Origin of the sequence: Microbulbifer variabilis ATCC 700307 (assembly GCF_000380565.1) — a bacterium.
Lineage (GTDB): Bacteria > Pseudomonadota > Gammaproteobacteria > Pseudomonadales > Cellvibrionaceae > Microbulbifer > Microbulbifer variabilis.
In genome coordinates this window covers 330,190-349,201 of sequence record NZ_AQYJ01000027.1, presented here as the reverse complement: position 1 = coordinate 349,201, position 19,012 = coordinate 330,190, and the positions used below count along the sequence as shown (strand labels likewise).

The 19,012-nt window shown below is 49.4% G+C and carries 18 protein-coding genes; 2 read left to right on the top strand and 16 right to left on the bottom strand.

Annotated features, from left to right (window positions below; genetic code table 11):
• Window positions 1-13: 13 nt before the first annotated feature.
• Window positions 14-1,243 carry an NAD-dependent epimerase/dehydratase family protein gene (locus G367_RS0114705; protein ID WP_020413906.1) on the bottom strand — a complete coding sequence of 410 codons (1,230 nt, stop codon included), beginning with the start codon at window positions 1,241-1,243 and terminating at the stop codon, window positions 14-16.
• A gap of 406 nt (window positions 1,244-1,649) precedes the next feature.
• Here G367_RS0114705 and G367_RS0114700 point away from each other — a divergent pair, with 406 nt between their 5' ends.
• Together G367_RS0114700 and G367_RS0114695 are read left to right on the top strand one after the other, a co-directional pair.
• Window positions 1,650-2,996, top strand: a complete 1,347-nt coding sequence (locus tag G367_RS0114700; RefSeq protein ID WP_020413905.1) for a methyltransferase domain-containing protein — start codon at window positions 1,650-1,652, stop codon at window positions 2,994-2,996.
• A 31-nt stretch (window positions 2,997-3,027) separates the two neighbouring features.
• Window positions 3,028-4,023 (top strand): hypothetical protein, encoded by a 996-nt coding sequence (locus G367_RS0114695; RefSeq protein WP_020413904.1) that lies wholly within the window; start codon window positions 3,028-3,030, stop codon window positions 4,021-4,023.
• A gap of 262 nt (window positions 4,024-4,285) precedes the next feature.
• Here G367_RS0114695 and G367_RS0114690 read toward each other — a convergent pair whose 3' ends face one another.
• The 15 genes from G367_RS0114690 to mnmG all read right to left on the bottom strand — a co-directional run bounded on the left by G367_RS0114690 (window position 4,286) and on the right by mnmG (window position 18,320).
• A complete protein-coding gene (locus G367_RS0114690; RefSeq protein WP_020413903.1) occupies window positions 4,286-4,918 on the bottom strand; it encodes a glutathione S-transferase family protein in 633 nt (210 codons plus the stop codon).
• 132 nt (window positions 4,919-5,050) lie between these two features.
• Window positions 5,051-5,485, bottom strand: coding sequence for a VOC family protein (locus G367_RS0114685; protein ID WP_051089517.1), 435 nt, complete (start codon window positions 5,483-5,485; stop codon window positions 5,051-5,053).
• Window positions 5,486-6,514: 1,029 nt separating this feature from the next.
• Window positions 6,515-6,934, bottom strand: a complete 420-nt coding sequence (locus G367_RS0114680) for a F0F1 ATP synthase subunit epsilon (RefSeq protein WP_020413901.1) — start codon at window positions 6,932-6,934, stop codon at window positions 6,515-6,517.
• An 18-nt stretch (window positions 6,935-6,952) separates the two neighbouring features.
• Window positions 6,953-8,356, bottom strand: a complete 1,404-nt coding sequence (gene atpD, locus G367_RS0114675; protein ID WP_020413900.1) for a F0F1 ATP synthase subunit beta — start codon at window positions 8,354-8,356, stop codon at window positions 6,953-6,955.
• A gap of 59 nt (window positions 8,357-8,415) precedes the next feature.
• Window positions 8,416-9,276, bottom strand: coding sequence for a F0F1 ATP synthase subunit gamma (gene atpG, locus G367_RS0114670; RefSeq protein WP_020413899.1), 861 nt, complete (start codon window positions 9,274-9,276; stop codon window positions 8,416-8,418).
• A gap of 77 nt (window positions 9,277-9,353) precedes the next feature.
• Window positions 9,354-10,898 (bottom strand): F0F1 ATP synthase subunit alpha, encoded by a 1,545-nt coding sequence (gene atpA, locus G367_RS0114665; RefSeq protein ID WP_020413898.1) that lies wholly within the window; start codon window positions 10,896-10,898, stop codon window positions 9,354-9,356.
• Between the two features lie 49 nt (window positions 10,899-10,947).
• Window positions 10,948-11,484, bottom strand: a complete 537-nt coding sequence (locus tag G367_RS0114660) for a F0F1 ATP synthase subunit delta (RefSeq protein WP_020413897.1) — start codon at window positions 11,482-11,484, stop codon at window positions 10,948-10,950.
• A gap of 12 nt (window positions 11,485-11,496) precedes the next feature.
• The gene (locus G367_RS0114655) at window positions 11,497-11,967 is read right to left on the bottom strand and encodes a F0F1 ATP synthase subunit B (RefSeq protein ID WP_020413896.1); all 471 of its coding nucleotides are present in this window, start codon (window positions 11,965-11,967) and stop codon (window positions 11,497-11,499) included.
• A 52-nt stretch (window positions 11,968-12,019) separates the two neighbouring features.
• A complete protein-coding gene (gene atpE, locus G367_RS0114650) occupies window positions 12,020-12,265 on the bottom strand; it encodes a F0F1 ATP synthase subunit C (protein WP_020413895.1) in 246 nt (81 codons plus the stop codon).
• 59 nt (window positions 12,266-12,324) lie between these two features.
• Entirely contained in the window at window positions 12,325-13,251 is a 927-nt protein-coding gene (atpB, locus tag G367_RS0114645; protein ID WP_020413894.1) for a F0F1 ATP synthase subunit A, read from the bottom strand.
• A 49-nt stretch (window positions 13,252-13,300) separates the two neighbouring features.
• Window positions 13,301-13,663 (bottom strand): ATP synthase subunit I, encoded by a 363-nt coding sequence (locus G367_RS0114640; protein WP_020413893.1) that lies wholly within the window; start codon window positions 13,661-13,663, stop codon window positions 13,301-13,303.
• Between the two features lie 201 nt (window positions 13,664-13,864).
• Window positions 13,865-14,767 carry a ParB/RepB/Spo0J family partition protein gene (locus tag G367_RS0114635; RefSeq protein WP_020413892.1) on the bottom strand — a complete coding sequence of 301 codons (903 nt, stop codon included), beginning with the start codon at window positions 14,765-14,767 and terminating at the stop codon, window positions 13,865-13,867.
• 12 nt (window positions 14,768-14,779) lie between these two features.
• Complete coding sequence (locus G367_RS0114630; protein ID WP_020413891.1) at window positions 14,780-15,589, bottom strand: ParA family protein; 810 nt, start codon at window positions 15,587-15,589, stop codon at window positions 14,780-14,782.
• 126 nt (window positions 15,590-15,715) lie between these two features.
• On the bottom strand, window positions 15,716-16,345 hold the full coding sequence (gene rsmG, locus G367_RS0114625) for a 16S rRNA (guanine(527)-N(7))-methyltransferase RsmG (protein WP_020413890.1): 630 nt from the start codon (window positions 16,343-16,345) through the stop codon (window positions 15,716-15,718).
• An 85-nt stretch (window positions 16,346-16,430) separates the two neighbouring features.
• Window positions 16,431-18,320 carry a tRNA uridine-5-carboxymethylaminomethyl(34) synthesis enzyme MnmG gene (gene mnmG, locus G367_RS0114620; RefSeq protein ID WP_020413889.1) on the bottom strand — a complete coding sequence of 630 codons (1,890 nt, stop codon included), beginning with the start codon at window positions 18,318-18,320 and terminating at the stop codon, window positions 16,431-16,433.
• Window positions 18,321-19,012 lie beyond the last annotated feature (692 nt).

Here is a 19,012-nt window from a genome sequence, read left to right as displayed (position 1 = left end):
CCACCTGGAAAGACTAAGAAATGGGTTCAGCTACTTCACCAATTTTTTCTTGATAGGAAACATCTGCAAGCTCATTACTTCGCGTCCAATAGGATATACAGGGAATTTTGGAGTAGTCTGCTCGATTTCGATAACGCTCTGTTATCTCTGTAATTTCATTCAGAAGACTATCCTTTATAAGCGCAGGCCTCCATCCGAAAGAACGTAAAAGGTCATTGCGTACATTTAAATCATTTCTTTCCGCTTCTCGTCTTGGATTTGGAAGATAACTAATTTCACAGTTAGTAAGTGATTGAACCAATTTTGCCAAATCAGAAAGCGTCTGAGTCTCTGCCATTTGATTCAATATCATTGGCCGATCCCCCTCGGAAGGTGGGTGTAGTAGCGCTTGTTCCACGCACTTACAGGTATCAGAAATATGAATAAATGCCCGTGTCTGGCCTCCAGTTCCATGTACAGTGAGAGGAAAGCCTACTGTGGCTTGCATTAAGAATCTGTTTAATACAGTGCCATAATCACCATCGTAATCGAAACGATTTATAAGTCTCTCATCCAGGCTCGATAGCTCGGTTTGGGTACCCCATACAATCCCCTGATGCAAGTCAGTAATTCGAAGCTTATCGTTCTTCGCATAGTACTGGAACATTTGGGCATCCATGGTTTTGGTCATATGATAGATGGAGCCCGGGTTTGGCGGATATACGATAGAATCAGAAATTTCTCTTCCATCCATCGTATCAATTTTTACTTCTAGATAGCCCTCAGGTATAGGAATAGGCTCCTCATGACCATAGCCATAAACGCCCATTGTACCTAAATGTACAAGGTGAATATCAAGTTGCGATTCTACGATTGCATTTAGAATATTATGCGTTCCACAAATGTTGTTCGATACCGTATAGTTCTTGGTTTCACTACTTTTCATTGAATAGGGTGCGGCACGCTGCTCACCAAAGTGAATAATACTGTCCGGTTTTTCCTCTTTTATGAAATTTAGAAGCTGTGGATATTCCTTCGAGACATCCATTTCAACAAAACGGATATTTTTCCTGGTCAAATCAAACCAGGCAGCCGTCCGCTCTTCCAGCTCACATATAGGGGTCAAAGACTGAACATTAAGCTCTTTATCAATTCTTCTTCTAGAAAAGTTATCAAGAATAATAACATCATGACCAAGATTGCTAAGGTGTAAAGAGGTTGGCCACCCACAAAAGCCATCGCCTCCAACTATTATTAGTTTCAAAGACCCACCTCCATGATATTGTAACTAGCTATATTTACTAGTCGATCCATTTATTGCGAAAAAATAATTATTTTCTGATGCACACTTGAAACATGCCATCTTACGAAATCCAATTTATAACACACGCTACTATGGATTACCGGTTATACGAGTTAGCATCCGCGCCAACTTTTTTAGGTCAAGGCTTGATTACTTTTTCCAGAAAAAATAAATTTATTCTTTGACACATGAATATTTCATGTTTATTAGTATAAGTATATTCAGTGCATTATTTTGGTATAGCTCTCTATTAATAAAATATAATTGCACCATATTTGATTTAAACCATGCGCAACTGCACCCAATTGCAGCATGCAAGTTAATATCCACGCCAAAACTACTTGGTTACTATTACTTGGAAAATTAAATGTCTACTTTAGAAATCAATCAGTTAGATAATTTCGAACAAGGCAAGCAAGCAGCTTTGTCTGGTGAGATAGATTTGGCAAGAGAGCTTTTACGACCAATTGCCGACCTGAATCCATTCCATCCGGCAACCTATTTCTTATGCTATGCAGAATCGAAAAAAGGATCGATTTTAAATTGTGATAAGTATGTTTTGACATTTATTTCCAGACATCCACACCATGTCGGTATGCGAACAATATCCGCTATGCTAAATATTGCCAAGGGTGACATTGATCAGGCAGAAAAAGATATAAAGATTGCACTAAAATGCAATCCCGAGCATAAGCGAGCTCTTAAGGTACTCGAACAAACAAAGCTTATTCGTATTGAAAACAGCGCTAGGGAAGCAATTGAAACTCTTGATACATCTAAATCTCACCCTGCTTTCTCCAAACTTTCCAGATCAAAAGCTGCAAAACAGCTTAAAAAAATTGAACCGCTGGAAGATTGGGACAATCACGAGTTGCAAGCAAAGATTGCTTTTTTCCATAACTGTACAAATGTGCGCCACGCCCTCAAAAATTTTGATTCAGATCTTATCAGTAGTGCCGTTGAACTTGGCTACTGCACCTGGCCAAGGAAATTACACAAATATGTACGAGGGTGCAATGTACTAGATGTTGGTTGTGGTTTTGGTGGTTATGCGATGGGGTACCTTTGTGCCGGTGCCAATAGTTACACCGGTGTAGACCCAGCTATGTCTCTTGACTCCAGGAGAGTAAGAAATAAACGCATTAGGAAGTGGGTAAATGCACCAATGTCCGGGCAGGACATTATTGATTTAATTCCTGACATCGACTTACGTCAATGCTCTACTCGCGATCTGGTGGGTTCCAAAACTTTCGATACGATATGCCTTCACAATGTAACAGAGCACCTTCTTGAAATTGAAGGTGTGTTTGAGGATATTGCTAGTTTACTAGCCAAAGGCGGTAAGGTGGTTTTTCTCCACCATAACTTTTATGGCTGGAGTGGACATCATATGCCACCTCACAACCCATCACTCCTTGATGAGAGCAATCCGGATCATCTCAAGTTTTGCGATTGGAATCATATTAATATCGTTCGAGAGCTGCCTCAAGATCACTACTTATATACACACCTAAATCGAATTCGGATCGATGAAATACGAGCTTTAACACGTAAATATTTCAATATCGAAACCTGGGAACTACAGCCCTCGCCAGAATCAGTCCTAAAACGGTTAACTCCACAGATTGAAACTAAGGTTAGAGAAACAATACCTGACATTACACTTGATGAGCTAAAAACAAATGTTGTTTTCTGTGTAGCTTACGCAAAATAGACAACTACTACTTATCTGTTGGAGTAACACAATGTACACCATTGAAAATGCTGAAGTTTCAAGAGGGTGCTATGTACATCCTGAGATATCATTTTCCGAAGCACAAGTTCCGCAGTCAGTATTCGACATACCAGGTATGGTTTCTGTAGCAGAAAGAAAACTACTCTACTCTTTAGCATCAAAAAATTATAAAAAAAATGGATTCATTATTGATGCTGGCAGCTTTATGGGAGCGTCTGTTGCTTCATTAGCACAAGGGTTTCTCAATAATCCCGAGATTGACTCTAAGAAGCATACAAATATCTTAAATAGGAAGCCCATTAGCAGTTATGAGCTTGGCTTTTTACCTAAACCTGCAAATGGTACAGACCGGGTGTGGGAATGTGGTTCCCTTACCTATCAGTTTGGTGATTCATTCGTTCCCATCTTGGAGGAAAGCGTCTCCCCATATAGCTCCTTAGTTGATCTTAATATAGGTGATTTCAATGAGTTTAGTTGGTCAGAAGATCCTATTGAGATTTGTTTTATTGATGTATGTAAAACAAAGGAGCTTAACAAACATGTGTCAAAGCAGTTCATGCCAAAGCTAATTGAAAATAAATCTTTCTTTATTAATCAAGATTTTTTCTTTGATCGACTTCCCTGGATTAAAGTTACCATGGGATATCTTGATAAATATTTCGAATGGTATGGACAGGTATTTTCTAGTTCTATATACAAATGTAAGAAGTCTATTCCGAAGGAAGTCGCGGAATATGATCCATTTATAGAGGCAACACTAGATGAGTGTCTGAAATTACACGATATGCACCCCAATGAACATCTATCTGACTCATATAAACTACGCATGAGTTTATCTCGTTCTTATTTGATAGCAATGAAAGGACGGAAGGACGATGCTCTTGATTATTTGAAAGATGTTGAGAAAGAGTACGAACACATAATGGATGAAAATACTTCTGTAGATAGGAATGATCGTTTTCGCTTCAATAGAACAGCACGGCAAATAAAGGCAGGAATTTTATAAAAACAGTTAATTTAGCTAGAATAATACTTATACAGTTTTTTTCGTATTTAGGTTGTTCTAAACACAGAGCAGCCTGGGATTACCTATTAACTTATATTTCGGTAGAAAACCTTTCATTTTCACTTGAAAAATATGAACATATCATAAATGCAAAAAAATAATATTTAAATCTCACTTAGATTTATTCAATTCTATAAAGATATCTTAGCCAGCAGGTACCACATGCTGGCTACTCTTAATAACTAATATTAAGATGAAAATTTTAGGTTTCACTCATTTCTATATTTAATGCATCATCCAGCAACTGAGCCTTTTTGAATGCCTTTCGTTCCGACAGGCGTTCAACATATTTCTGATACTCTTCACGCTTCTCTATGGTACCAAATTGTAACCCCCACCAAAGCTGCGAGCCTATATATACATCTGCAGCAGTAAAACGTTCCCCTGTGATATAGGGACTGGAAGTAACCGCCCCCGATAAAGTATCTAATGCCAATTGATAATTACCATAACCTAACATTTGCTGCTTATCAATTCCGGCCTGCTCCCCGAAGATATACTTATTTACAACCGCAGACTCTACAGGCCCGGCAGAGAAGAACATCCAACGGTAATACTTTGCTCGTTCAATATCATTTTGAGGGGCTAGACCAGCGTCAGAAAATACTTCAGCAAGATAAATACAGATTGCGGCTGCTTCGGTTATTACTCGCTTGTTATGAACTAGTGTAGGTACCTTACCCATTGGATTTAACGATAAGTACTCTGGGGTTTTCATTGCTTCCCCATATTGAAGTACTATTACCTGGTAGGGTACCTCAAGTTCTTCCAACATCCAGCGTATAATGCCACCGCGAGACTGTGGGTGTGTGTACAGTGTTATATCATTAGTCATAGTTCTCTCCTTGATTATGAATTCCATTCACAGTTTATCAGTAGAAGAATTAAGTATTCGAGGAATAAAGATACCACGATTAAAAAATATATACTTCTGGCTTTTAGCCATTCAATTAATAATGAAATTCCCCTACAACCACTCAGCCAACTCAATAGTAATAAATTCCGGACCCTCAATATATACAAGCTTGCGTTTTTGGTACTCGAGTATTTCACTTCGAGTACGGATACCATTCTCATTCAAGAATTTAAGGGTTTTCTCAATGTCATCTACTGCAAAGCATAAATGATTGTAGCCGGGGCGTGCCAGACTAAAAATAGACGGATCTGACTTAACCTTTGGATTTCTATAGTGCAAAAGTTGTATTTCAAATCTAGGGGAAGAATTTTTCAGAACCATGGTTAAATGATCAGCTTCTACATTCTCTACCTGTAAATACTTGGATACTTTTTCGCCTGAAATTAGATCTGTAACTTCTAGTTCAAAGTTCAGCAGCTGGAAGAACTTCACACTCGATTGAAGTTCATTCACCACAATTGTGACATGATCAGGATGCTTCAACATTACAAACTGGACTCCAATAATACCATTTAGAAATTTTAGCACTACGAATTATTAATTTATTCTTGATAGATAGATCAGTAATCTTTCAGTACCAATTTGATATAAATGCCACTAAAATTCGCCTATAAAAATAGAATTTTTATATTATTAAATTGATGCTACATTTAACCTAATAAATTGCATCCTCTATAAATAGTTGTTTATAAAAAATTATAAATATTTCCTTTAGATATATAAATTAATAGGAAAATCTAATTATCTGGTAATTAAGAGTTCAAAACTCCTAAAATGGCTAGTCTTTACATTAATCACATTTATTACAAGATCATGCAATGAAGCTCAGGCAAATAAAAAGGATATTTCACAATTTATAGCGCACTCTAGACGACGATTTAACGCCCACCAACACCTTCCAGACGGCGGTCCGGCAATTTAAGAAGGGAAAATATTCGGTTTTTTCAAGAGAGTGAGATCGATCAGTATCCATCAAGGGCTAGGTCATTAGACCACCAGAGCAAACTTATCATACCGGAATTTATCATTTCTCATACTGACTATCATAAATCTGAATGGTTGGTGGCCACGTTTAGCAACTTTTGGAATCGTTGAAGGAATTGACTTTTTCTACAAAGAAGCAGCTATCAATTGACGGCCATAGTAAGAAATTTAAATTTTTATAGGCCATTGAATCCATGTCTTAAAATAACAGAATAATTTCACAAGTGTTTCACATGGTCATAGTATAGGAATAAACAATCGCACTTATGTATAGATATATTCTTATACCTTTTTCTACACAAATTTATACTTTAGGTAGCATTCAGTAATTAACACTGAGCTGAATAGGGAGGGGTACAAGTTCACCAAAGCCAACTTTACCCAATCCCATGTAATGAATTAAGTGTAAAGATTGTAGGTGAAAAGTGTAGGAAGGTAGATTTCCAGAAAAAGAAGCCAACAAGAATAGAAAAAGCAGCCGAAGCTGCTTTTTTTGCCTTGAAGTCGGCCCTACACAAATATAAGAGCTACTTACTTACCGGCCGCCTTGCGGATTGCCTGCAGAGTACGCAGACGCGCCTCGGCTTCAGCCAGCTGGGCTGAGATACGCGCATAATCGACTTCAGATGGTGCCTTGTGCAGGGCGTGTTCCGCTTCTTCGCGGGCCTTCTGCGCGGCTTCCTCATCAATTTCACGCTCGGCTACATCCGCGAGGATGGTAACCATATTCGGCTGCACTTCGGCGTAGCCACCGCTGACGAACAGTACTTCCTCTTCACCACCGGGCTTGATGATGCGTACCGGACCGGGCTTCAGGGCGGTAAGCAGCTGCGCGTGGCCGTAGGAGAGACCCAGCTCACCTTCAATACCACTCACAATCACCATCTGCACCAGTCCGGAGAAGAGAGACTGCTCGGCGCTGACAATGTCACAATGTACTGTCATGGCCATAGTATATGCCTCTCTGGCTTAGCCTTTGGTCTTGTTGGCTTTTTCCACAGCTTCGTCGATGGTTCCCACCATGTAGAAGGCCTGTTCAGGCATGTGGTCATATTCACCGTTCAGGATGCCCTGGAAGCCACGGATGGTTTCTTTCAGGGAAACATATTTACCTGGTGCACCGGTGAAAATTTCCGCAACGTGGAACGGCTGGGACAGGAAACGCTCGATCTTACGGGCGCGGGCTACGGTCTGCTTGTCCTCTTCAGACAGTTCGTCCATACCCAGGATCGCGATAATGTCCTTCAGCTCTTTGTAGCGCTGCAGTACGGACTGTACGCCACGGGCCACTTCGTAGTGTTCCTGACCGATTACCTGCGGGTCCAGCTGACGAGAAGTGGAATCCAATGGGTCAACAGCCGGGTAGATGCCTTTAGCGGCGATGTCGCGGCTCAGTACTACAGTGGAGTCCAAGTGCGCGAAGGTGGTCGCCGGAGACGGATCGGTCAAGTCATCCGCCGGTACGTATACCGCCTGGATAGAGGTGATAGAGCCGGTCTTAGTGGAGGTAATACGCTCCTGTAGAACACCCATCTCTTCGGCAAGGGTCGGCTGGTAACCTACCGCAGAAGGCATACGGCCCAGCAGTGCGGATACTTCGGTACCGGCCAGGGTGTAACGGTAGATGTTGTCGACGAACAACAGTACGTCTTTGCCTTCATCACGGAATTTTTCCGCCATGGTCAGGCCGGTCAGGGCTACACGCAGACGGTTGCCGGGCGGCTCATTCATCTGCCCGTAAACCATCGCCACTTTGGAGTTCGCTTTGTTTTCCAGGTCAACAACGCCGGATTCAGCCATCTCGTAGTAGAAGTCGTTACCTTCACGGGTACGCTCACCAACACCGGCGAACACGGACAGGCCGGAGTGCTCGGTAGCGATGTTGTTGATCAGTTCCATCATGTTTACGGTTTTACCGACACCGGCACCACCAAACAGACCAACCTTACCACCCTTGGCGAACGGGCAAACCAGATCGATTACCTTAATGCCGGTCTCCAGCAGTTCGGTGGAGCTGGACTGCTCTTCGTAGGTCGGCGCAGCGCGGTGGATAGAGGAGCGCTCTTTCTCACCGATAGGGCCACACTCGTCAATTGGGTTGCCGAGCACGTCCATGATGCGACCGAGGGTTTCCAGGCCAACCGGTACAGAAACCGGAGCGCCGGTATTGCGCACGGGCAGACCGCGGCTGATACCTTCGGATGAACCCATGGCAATAGCGCGTACCACGCCGTCACCCAACTGCTGCTGCACTTCCATGGTGAGGTTCTTGTCCTCAACCACCAGTGCGTCGTATACATTCGGAACAGAATCGCGTGGGAATTCCACGTCGATGACCGCTCCGATCACTTGCACAATTTGCCCGTTACTCATTTCCGGATCCTCAGCTTTAAATTCTTTCTAGGCTGGCCATTTCAGGTGAGGGCAGCGGTTTAAACCGCCGCCGCGCCGCCGACAATTTCGGACAGTTCCTGGGTAATGGCCGCCTGGCGCGCCTTGTTGTAGACAAGCTGCAACTGATCGATCAGCTCACCGGCGTTATCGGTGGCGCTTTTCATCGCGATCATACGCGCTGCCTGTTCACAGGCTTTGTTTTCAACTACTGCCTGGTATACCTGGGACTCGATATAGCGAGCCAGCAATCCATCCAGCAATTCAACCGGATCCGGCTCGTAGAGGTAGTCCCACTCGTGCATGAGCTTTTCATCTTCGTCCTTCGGCAGCGGCAGCAATTGCTCAACCTGCGGCTTCTGGGACATAGTGTTGATAAACTCATTGGATACCAGGAACAGACGATCGATATCGCCTTCTGCGTAACGGTCCAGCATTACCTTTACTGAGCCAATCAGCTGGTTAGCCTGGGGCGCATCGCCCAGATCGCGTACCGCTGCGACAACCTTGCTGCCGATGGCATTAAAGAAACTGGCCGCCTTGTTACCTACCGCGCAGACTTCGACGTCGACACCTTTTTCGGACCACGCCTGCATCTCGCGAATAGCGGCTTTGAACATATTGATGTTCAGGCCACCACAGAGTCCGCGGTCAGTGGATACCAGGATAAAACCGACCCGCTTGGCCTCGCGCTCCCGCAGGTAAATATGCTGGTACTCGGCCGAAGCGTTGGCGACGTGGCCGATCACTGCGCGTATGCGCTGGGCGTAGGGGCGCCCCAGTGCCATGCGATCCTGAGCCCTGCGCATTTTACTGGCCGCAACCATTTCCATTGCGGCAGTAATTTTCTGCGTGCTCTTGATGCTGGCAATTTTTGTGCGTACTTCTTTTCCGCCTGCCATAGTGATTTACCTTGTTCGCTGGAAGTTAGATTCCGAAAGAGCGGACACGCCGCTCTTTCGCGCTCTCCAGGGAGTTCTTACCAGCTGCTAGTAGCGACGAATTTCTCGATAGCGGCTTTGAATGCTGCGTCGATTTCGTCGTTGTAGTTACCAGTCGCGTTCACTTTCTCCATCAGCTCTGCGTGTTCGCTGTTCATGTAAGCGAGCAGGGCGGCTTCGAAATCGAGAACCTTGGCAACTTCTACTTCTTTCAGGTAACCCTTGTCGGCAGCGTAAACGGAAACTGCCATATCCGCGATAGACAGCGGAGAGTACTGCTTCTGCTTCATCAGCTCGGTTACACGCTCACCGTGATCCAGCTGAGCCTTAGTGGCTTCGTCCAGGTCAGAGGCAAACTGAGAGAATGCAGCCAGTTCGCGATACTGGGCCAGAGCGGTACGGATACCACCGGACAGCTTCTTGATTACCTTGGTCTGCGCTGCACCACCTACACGGGATACGGAAATACCCGGGTTGATCGCAGGGCGGATACCGGAGTTGAACAGATCGGTCTCGAGGAAGATCTGACCGTCGGTAATGGAAATCACGTTGGTCGGTACGAACGCGGATACGTCACCAGCCTGGGTTTCGATGATCGGCAGGGCGGTTAGGGAACCGGTTTTGCCTTTCACTTCACCGTTGGTGAACTTCTCTACATACTCAGCGTTTACACGCGCAGCGCGCTCCAACAGACGGGAGTGCAAGTAGAAAACATCACCGGGGTAGGCTTCACGTCCGGGTGGACGCTTCAGCAACAGGGAGATCTGACGGTAGGCCCAAGCCTGCTTGGTCAGGTCATCGTATACAATCAGGGCGTCTTCACCGCGATCGCGGAAGTACTCACCCATGGTACAGCCGACGTAGGGAGCCAGGAACTGCATCGCAGCCGGATCGGCGGCGCCAGCGGCGACTACGATGGTGTGGTCCATAGCGCCGTGCTCTTCGAGCTTGCGCACTACGTTGGCAATAGAGGACTGCTTCTGGCCCACGGCAACGTAGATACACTTAACGCCAGTGCCTTTCTGGTTGATGATGGCGTCGATCGCCACAGCAGTCTTACCGATCTGACGGTCACCGATGATCAGCTCACGCTGGCCACGGCCAATCGGGATCATCGTATCAACCGCTTTCAAACCGGTTTGTACAGGCTGGTCAACGGATTGACGGGCGATAACGCCAGGCGCTACTTTTTCCACCGCATCGGTCAGCTTGTTATTCAGCGGGCCCTTACCGTCGATCGGGTTACCCAGCGCGTCTACAACGCGGCCGAGCAGTTCCGGACCAACCGGGGTTTCCAGGATACGGCCGGTACAACGACATTTCTGGCCCTCAGCCAGCGCCTTGTAGTCGCCCAGGATTACAGCACCAACGGAGTCGCGCTCCAGGTTCAGCGCCATACCGTAAACGCCGCCTTCGAACTCGATCATCTCACCGTACATCACATCGGCCAGGCCGTGGATGCGGATGATGCCGTCGGATACGGAAACAATAGTGCCCTCATTTTGGGCTTCAGTGCTCACATCGAGATTTTCGATGCGGCTCTTGATGATTTCACTGATCTCAGAGGGATTCAGTTGCTGCATGCTCTGTTCCTCAAGTCCCCCGCCGGCTAGTGCCGATGGGGAGAGTAATTTAGGAGTTCATCGCCTCGGCGAGCTTGGCCAGACGGCCGCGTACGGTACCGTCGATGACTGTATCACCGGCGCGGATGATCGCGCCGCCCAGCAGGCTCTCGTCCACCGAGCTGTGCAGATGTATTTCGCGTTCAAACTTCTTGCTGAGTTTCTGGCCCAGCTCTTGCGCCTGCGCGTCGCTCAAGGCTTGTGCGGAAACAACTTCCACCTCGAGGGTGGCTTCTGCCCGCGCTTTCAGCTCTTCGAACAACTCGGAAATTTCCGGCAGCAGCTGCAGACGGTGGTTTTCCGCCAGCAACCGGATGAAGTTCTTTCCGTGCTCGCCGAGCTCGTCTGAACAGATCGACAGGAATTTATCTGCGCGCTCTTCACTGGTGAGCTGTGGGTTATCCAGCAGCTCACGCACTTTTTTGTTCTGGCTGACCGCCGCCGCGGTTTCCAGCGCAGTGCTCCAACCGCTGAGGTCGGAGGCTTGCTGCGCATAGGTAAATGCGGCTTTAGCGTAGGGCCGGGCCAGTGTGCTGAGTTCCGCCATGGGGTTCCTCGCTTACAGCTCGGCTGCCAGTTTATCGATCAGGTCGTTGTGCGCTTTAGCGTCGATATTGACCGCAAGAATCTTCTCCGCACCAAGGACAGACAGATCTGCCACACGGCTGCGCAGTTGCTCTTTCGCGCGATTCACTTCCTGGTCGATCTCAGCTTTAGCGGCAATCTTGAGGCGATCGCCTTCAGACTGCGCCGCTTGCTTGGCTTCATCGAGAATCTGATTGGCGCGCTTGTTGGCACCATCGATAATCTCGTTAGCCTGATCTTTGGCTTCCTTCAACTGCTCGGCAGCTTTGCGCTTGGCCAGTTCCAGATCCTTCTGCGCGTGTTCGGCGTCAGCGAGACCATCTGCGATCTTCTGCTCACGCTCTTTCATCACGCCCAAAAGTGGCGGCCAAACAAACTTCCAGCAAAACCAGACGAAAAACAGGAAAGTAATCGACTGGCCGATTAGAGTCAGGTTGATATTCACACCGACACCTCTTGCTCTTTAAATAGGGTTAAGGGCAATTGGAACGGCGTAATTAAACCAGACCAGGAGCTACGGCGAAGATCAGGTACATAGCGATACCAACACCGATCATCGGAACTGCGTCAAGCAGACCTGCCATCAGGAACATTTTGCCCTGCAGAGCCGGGGCCTGTTCAGGCTGACGGGCGGAACCTTCCAGCAGTTTGCCACCCAGAGTACCGAAACCGATAGCGGTGCCCAGGGCGCCCAGACCGATCAGCAGTGCACTTGCGATGTAAACCAGACCTAATGCTTCCATTGTGTTCTCCAAATCAAAGTTAAAGAGTTGTTGTAGAGGTCGAAAAAAGGGTTAAAAACTTATTGATCGTGCTCGTGTTCATCGTCGCGATGGTGCGCCATCGCCATGTACACGGTGCTCAATACCATAAATACGAACGCCTGAAGGATGATCACCAGCACATGGAAGATCGCCCAGCCCATATGCAGGAGACCCGCACCGATAAAGCCGAGGACACCCACACCGAAGACAATCGCGATCAGGATAAAGATCATCTCACCGGCATAGAGGTTTCCGAACAGTCGCAGGCCCAGGGAGATCGGCTTGGCAATGAGAGAAACAGCTTCCAACAGGAAGTTCACCGGGATCAGCAGAATGTCAAAGAACAACTTGCCAGTATGGAAAGGGTGCAGAGTCAGCTCTTTTAGGAAGCCGAGTGCACCTTTTTCGCGAATACTGAAGAAAATCATCAGCGCAAATACCGCCAGAGCCATACCCAAGGTGGCGTTGGGGTCAGTGGTTGGAACCACTTTAAAGAAAAGGTGATCATTTCCGGAGATCTTGGCGGCAGCCATCGGCAGCCAGTCAACCGGTACCAGGTCCATCAGGTTCATCAGGAACACCCACACAAAGATGGTCAGCGCCATAGGGGCTACCATTGTGTTGCGGTGGGGGAAGGTTTCCCTAACCAGCTTGTCAATAAACTCGGTTACCAGCTCCACAAAGCTCTGGAACCCGGTGGGTCTGTCCACACTGGCCTTCCTAGCCGCGCGGGCAAACAGGAAGCAGAAAATCAGACCGAGGCCGATAGACCAACCCAAGGTATCTACGTGCAGGGCCCAAAAGCCCATATCCGCAGCTTCCTGGGAGGAATGCGCCATAGTCCATGTAGACTCATTGAGCACAGTGCCATCGGCACGGGTATACCCGGCCGGCAGCTTGCCATAAGTCATATTTTGCAGGTGGTGTTGGATATACGCCGTCGCGGTTTGAGCTTCGCCTGCCATAGTTCCTCAACAATCGTAAAAGTAAGAATTCTTTTTTCTTATCCACCGGCTAGCGGACCATGCGCGCTACCAAAATCCACTGCACGATTACACAGAGGGCGTAGCTAATAAAAAGCGCCGCAGCATTTATTGGCTTGACGGTGGCAAACACCGCTGCAAAACCTGCCATGGTCAATATAAATTTGCCGGTTTCCGCGCGGTAGAAATTACCTACCACACGAGGGGCCGCGCGCGCACCGCTGTCGCGAAAGGCGCGCCTGCCAAAATATGCGCTAGGCAGTGCACATAATGCACCACCAATAAATACGGAGAGCGCCGTCACCGGTTTGCCACTCAAGTGCAGTACCGCACTGGCCACCGATACCAGCAAAAGCTGTACCGCGGCTATTCGTAATACCGGGGGTTTTGTCATAGACGGGATAAGCCGACTTTTTTGCGCTGTCCGCCCAAAATTTGGGCGTGCGAATTATGCTGCAACAGCATCGCCGATTCAACCGGCAAATGTCGCCAACTTATTTGATTTTCGGGAGGTTTTGGGCGGAATTGCCCAGCGCAGTGAGTATTTGCCAACAGTTATTGCGCGCGCCACTAGGGCGCGCATTTCTTTGTTGGCTCAATCTTCGGCGTAACCCAGATGGGCTAGGATTCCATCCAGCTCTTCCAAGGTCGTGTATTTGAGCACCAGGCGACCATTGCCCTTATCGTTATGATCGATAGACACGGGCACACCGACTTTTTCTGCCAGGCGCTCGGTAAGGCGGCGGATATTGGGATCGGGCTTAGCTTTTTCCGGCGCAGGGGCAGCTGGCTGCTGCAAGCGGCGCACCAGCGCCTCTGTCTGGCGCACGGTGAGGCTGCGCTCGACTACCTGGCGCGCGGCAGAACGCTGGGTGGCACCGGAGAGACCGAGCAATGCTTTGGCGTGGCCTAACTCCAAATCGCCACGCTCCAGGAAAGTGCGCACCTCTTCGCTGAGGCTCAATAAGCGCAGTAAGTTGGTCACGGCAGTTCGGGATTTGCCCACCGCATCGGCCACTTCCTGCTGGGTCAGCTTGAACTCATCCTGTAAACGCTTGAGGGCTACAGCTTCCTCTACCGGATTCAGGTCTTCGCGCTGGATATTTTCAATCAGCGCCATAGCGATGGCAGCTTCATCGGAAACGCTGCGCACCAGCGCCGGCACTTTCTCCAGTCCCGCCAATTGGGCCGCGCGCCAGCGCCGTTCACCGGCGATGATTTCATAGCTCTGCTCACCGATACCGCGCACGACGATCGGCTGCATAATGCCCTGGGCGCGTATCGAGTCCGCCAGCTCTTGCAGGGATTCCTGTGGAAAATCCCGGCGTGGCTGGTAGCGGCCGCGCTGCAAAAACTCTATCGGCAACTCCTTCAACTCACCGTCGACCACGGCGGTTTCGGTTTCAGCTTCACCGGTAGCCTCGGCGATCGCGGTGCTGTTTTTATTGCTGATCAGGTGGGATAAACCCCGGCCCAGTCCTTTGCGTTTGGCGGCCATAGTAATTACCCCTTATACGGCTTCCGCCACAGGGCGGCTTTTCTTATTGGAAGATTGATTGGCGGGATGGCGGCGATTGATTTCGCAAGCCAGTGCCAGGTAGGCAATAGCCCCTTTCGAATGGCGGTCGTAATCCAGCGCCGGCTTGCCGAAGCTGGGAGCCTCTGCCAAACGGACATTGCGCGGGATACAGGTTCGATACAGGCGATCGCCGAAAAACTCCTGCAACTGCGCCGACACTTCGCTGGTGAGACTGTTGCGCGGATCGTACATGGTGCGCAAGATGCCCTCGATTTTCAGGTCCGGATTGGCGGCCTGCTGGATCTGGGTGATGGTATCCACCAGTGCTGATAACCCCTCCAGGGCATAGTATTCACACTGCATGGGAATCAATACGCCGTGAGCTGCACAGAGGGCGTTTACCGTCAGCATATTCAACGATGGCGGACAGTCGATAATCACGTAGTCATAACGATTGCTCACCGCAGCCAGGGCGCGGCGCAGGCGGGATTCGCGCCCCTCCAGATTCAGCAACTCCACCTCTGCCGCAGACAGGTCACCGTTGCCCGGGATCAAATCAAAACCGCTCTCTGTGGATACAATGGCCTGCTCAACGGGTAATTCAGCGGCCAGCACATCGTAACCGGACACCTCCAGGTCACTTTTATCCACACCACTGCCCATGGTGGCATTGCCCTGGGGGTCCAAATCGATCAGCAATACGCGCCGCTTGTTGGCAACCAAAGATGCGGCCAGGTTGACGCAGGTAGTGGTCTTGCCAACCCCGCCTTTCTGGTTGGCCACAGCAAATATCTTGCTCAAGATTCTTGTCCTTTGTTGTTTCCGGGTGCGTTTGCCCCGACGCCGGCTCGGCTTCGGGCGGCGGCTGTTGTGCCCCACGATAGGGGAGCAGGATTGGGCGGGCGATAAACCCGCCAAACTATCATCTTATTCTGTGCGACAGAGCTGAATCATATGTCGCTCACCGTCGCAGCCGGGCACCGACAACCGGTGCACCTGCTCGACCTTAATGCCTTTTGGCAGAGCGCTCAACTCATCCTCAGGTAGCTTGCCCTTCATGGCATAAAAACGACCCTTGGGTGCCAACATGTGCTCACTGCCATTGACCATATCCTCGATGGAGGCAAAGGCGCGGGAAACCACACCGGCAAAAGGCTGATCTGGTACAAAGGCTTCTACCCGCTCATTGACTACCGTGATATTGGGCAGGGGCAGGGTGCTGGCCACTTGGAACAGGAAGCGGGTCTTCTTGCCATTGCTGTCGAGCAGGGTGATGGCGCGCTCCGGATGCACAATTGCCAGGGGAATTCCCGGCAGGCCGCCTCCGCTACCCACATCGATTAAAGAGCCTTCGCCACAGAGATTTACCACACTGAGGCTGTCGATAATATGGCGCTCCAGCATCTGCTCCGGGTCGCGTATGGCGGACAGGTTGTAGGCACTGTTCCAGCGGGCAAAAAGCGCCAGGTATTCCAGTAGCTGATCCTGCTGCCGGTCACTGAGTGTCACCGACATCTGTGCCGCCGCCTCTAACAGGCGCGGACGAAACTGTTCCATTGAGTGAGAAATGGGTCTATCCCCCAGTAGTCCCGCGAAATTCAAACCCCGCAGGGCCTCGCGGGATACCCTGTGGACAACCGATTTATACCGCTTTTTTGCGCTTGAGCAGCCCGCGCTTTTTCAACTGGATCAGCAGCAGGGATATGGATGCGGGCGTCACGCCCGGTATCCGCGAGGCCCGCGCCAGGGTATCCGGGCGGGTCTCTCCCAGCTTTTGCTTAACCTCATTGGACAGACCGGAAATATCGCTGTAGTCGAAGTCCGCCGGGATCGGGGTATCTTCGTAGGCCTGCAAGCGCTCAATTTCCTCGCGCTGGCGATCGATATAGCCGGCGTACTTGGCCGAAATTTCCACCTGTTCGGCAACCTGCTCGTCGGTTACCGCTTCCCCTTTGAGGCCCGCCACATCCTGATAGCCCAGTTCCGGACGGCGCAGCAGGTCCATCAGGCTATACTCCCGCGCCAATGGCTGTGGCAGTTTGGTTTCTACGGAGGCGGCCTGGGGCGTCTTTGGGTGCACCCAGGTATCTTGCAGTCGCTGGGTTTCCCGGGCGATCGCCTCGCGCTTTTCACTGAACGCGGCCCAACGGGTATCGTTGACCAGGCCCAATTCGCGGCCTTTTTCAGTCAGACGCAGGTCAGCATTGTCCTCACGGAGCAGCAAGCGATATTCCGCGCGGCTGGTAAACATGCGGTAGGGCTCTTTGGTACCACTGGTGATCAAATCATCCACAAGCACGCCCAGGTAGGCTTCATCCCGACGCGGGGACCAGGCTTCGCGCTCCTGGGCCTGTAGGGCGGCGTTGGCACCAGCCAGAAGTCCTTGGGCAGCCGCTTCCTCGTAGCCGGTGGTGCCATTGATCTGTCCGGCAAAGTAGAGCCCCTGGATAAATTTGGTTTGCAGGGACGGCAAAAGGTCGCGCGGGTCGAAGAAATCGTACTCAATTGCATAGCCAGGGCGAGTGATATGCGCCTTTTCAAAGCCTTTGATGGAGTGCACCAGCTCAATCTGTACGTCGAAGGGCAGGCTGGTGGAAATACCATTGGGGTACAGCTCGTTGGTGGTCAACCCTTCCGGCTCGATAAACACCTGGTGGCTATCTTTGTCCGCAAAGCGGTGCACCTTGTCTTCGATGGAGGGACAGTAGCGCGGGCCAATCCCTTCAATCACGCCGGAATACATGGGCGAGCGATCGAGCCCACCCTGGATAATTTCATGGGTGCGGGCATTGGTGTGGGTAATCCAGCAGCAGACCTGGCGCGGGTGCTGATCGCGGCTGCCCAAATAAGACATCACCGGTGTGGGGCTATCTCCCCACTGTTCCTCCAGCTCGCTGAAATCTACCGAGCGGGCATCAATACGGGGAGGGGTGCCAGTTTTGAGGCGGTCGACGCGGAAAGGCAGTTCGCGCAGACGATCTGCAAGGGCAATCGAGGGCGGGTCTCCAGCGCGGCCGCCGGCGTGGTTATCCAAGCCGATATGTATACGCCCACCGAGGAAAGTCCCGGCGGTCAGTACCACTGTCTTGGCGCGAAAGCGCACACCTGCATTGGTGACAACGCCCACAACGCGTTCACCTTCGACAATCAGGTCATCCGCCGCTTGCTGGAAGATCTCCAGGTTTTCCTGTGCCTCCAGGATCGAACGGATAGCAGCGCGATACAGGGCTCTATCGGCCTGGGCCCGAGTTGCCCTTACCGCAGGACCTTTGCGGGCATTGAGGACCCGGAACTGGATTCCGCCCAGGTCTGTTGCCGCTGCCATAGCACCGCCGAGGGCATCGACTTCCTTAACGAGATGACTCTTGCCGATGCCACCTATGGCCGGGTTGCAGGACATTTGCCCAAGAGTCTCGATATTGTGAGTCAGCAGCAGGGTAGAAGCTCCCATTCGCGCGGCTGCCAGGGAGGCTTCAGTACCTGCGTGGCCTCCGCCGATCACGATTACATCATAGTTTTTGGGGAAATCCATAGTGGCTGCTACTGGTTACAACTGGGGGCGCACATTTTATAGTCAGTGTACGCCCCTCAGCAATTAGCTGTTTGTCATAGCTGGTCTTTTATCTTTCTCACTCTCAGATACTTTGTATGAGCTCCCTATCCAGCAAGGCGGAAATTGAGTCTTGCTTAGGCCCTTTTGAATGAAAGATTACTTATCTCTTAATGCTCTTATTAAAGAATGAATATATCTCTTATATGAAGTGTTTTGATTTTATTGTTTTTATTAGCGCGTTTGGAATGCGGTATAAAACAAAAAAAATCATTAAAATCAATGGTTTACATCAAGTAAAACTACAGTTTAAACCCCTTGGTAGTAGGGGGTGCAAGTAGGGTATGGCGTTGTGGAAACTTGGGATAACTTTGCGTATCGAGTCTTAGGCTCAAAGTTATCATCATATGATTAGCCATCTTTACGGGTATTTATCCCCTTTTTTGCTCACACTAGTATTTTTTCGACTAGGGTTAGTGGGATTTTGCCAAGGTTCTACGAGGGATACCTGTGTGTAATCTTGAATAATGTATAAACCTGTGAATATAAGGACTCAAGGATGTGAGTTAACCGTGAGATGCGGATTAATAGTTTTATCCACGGGAAATCCCCGTGGACATGTATAACTTACCGAGAGAGGAAGCTGATGGAATACTCAGAGGTTGCTTTCCTCG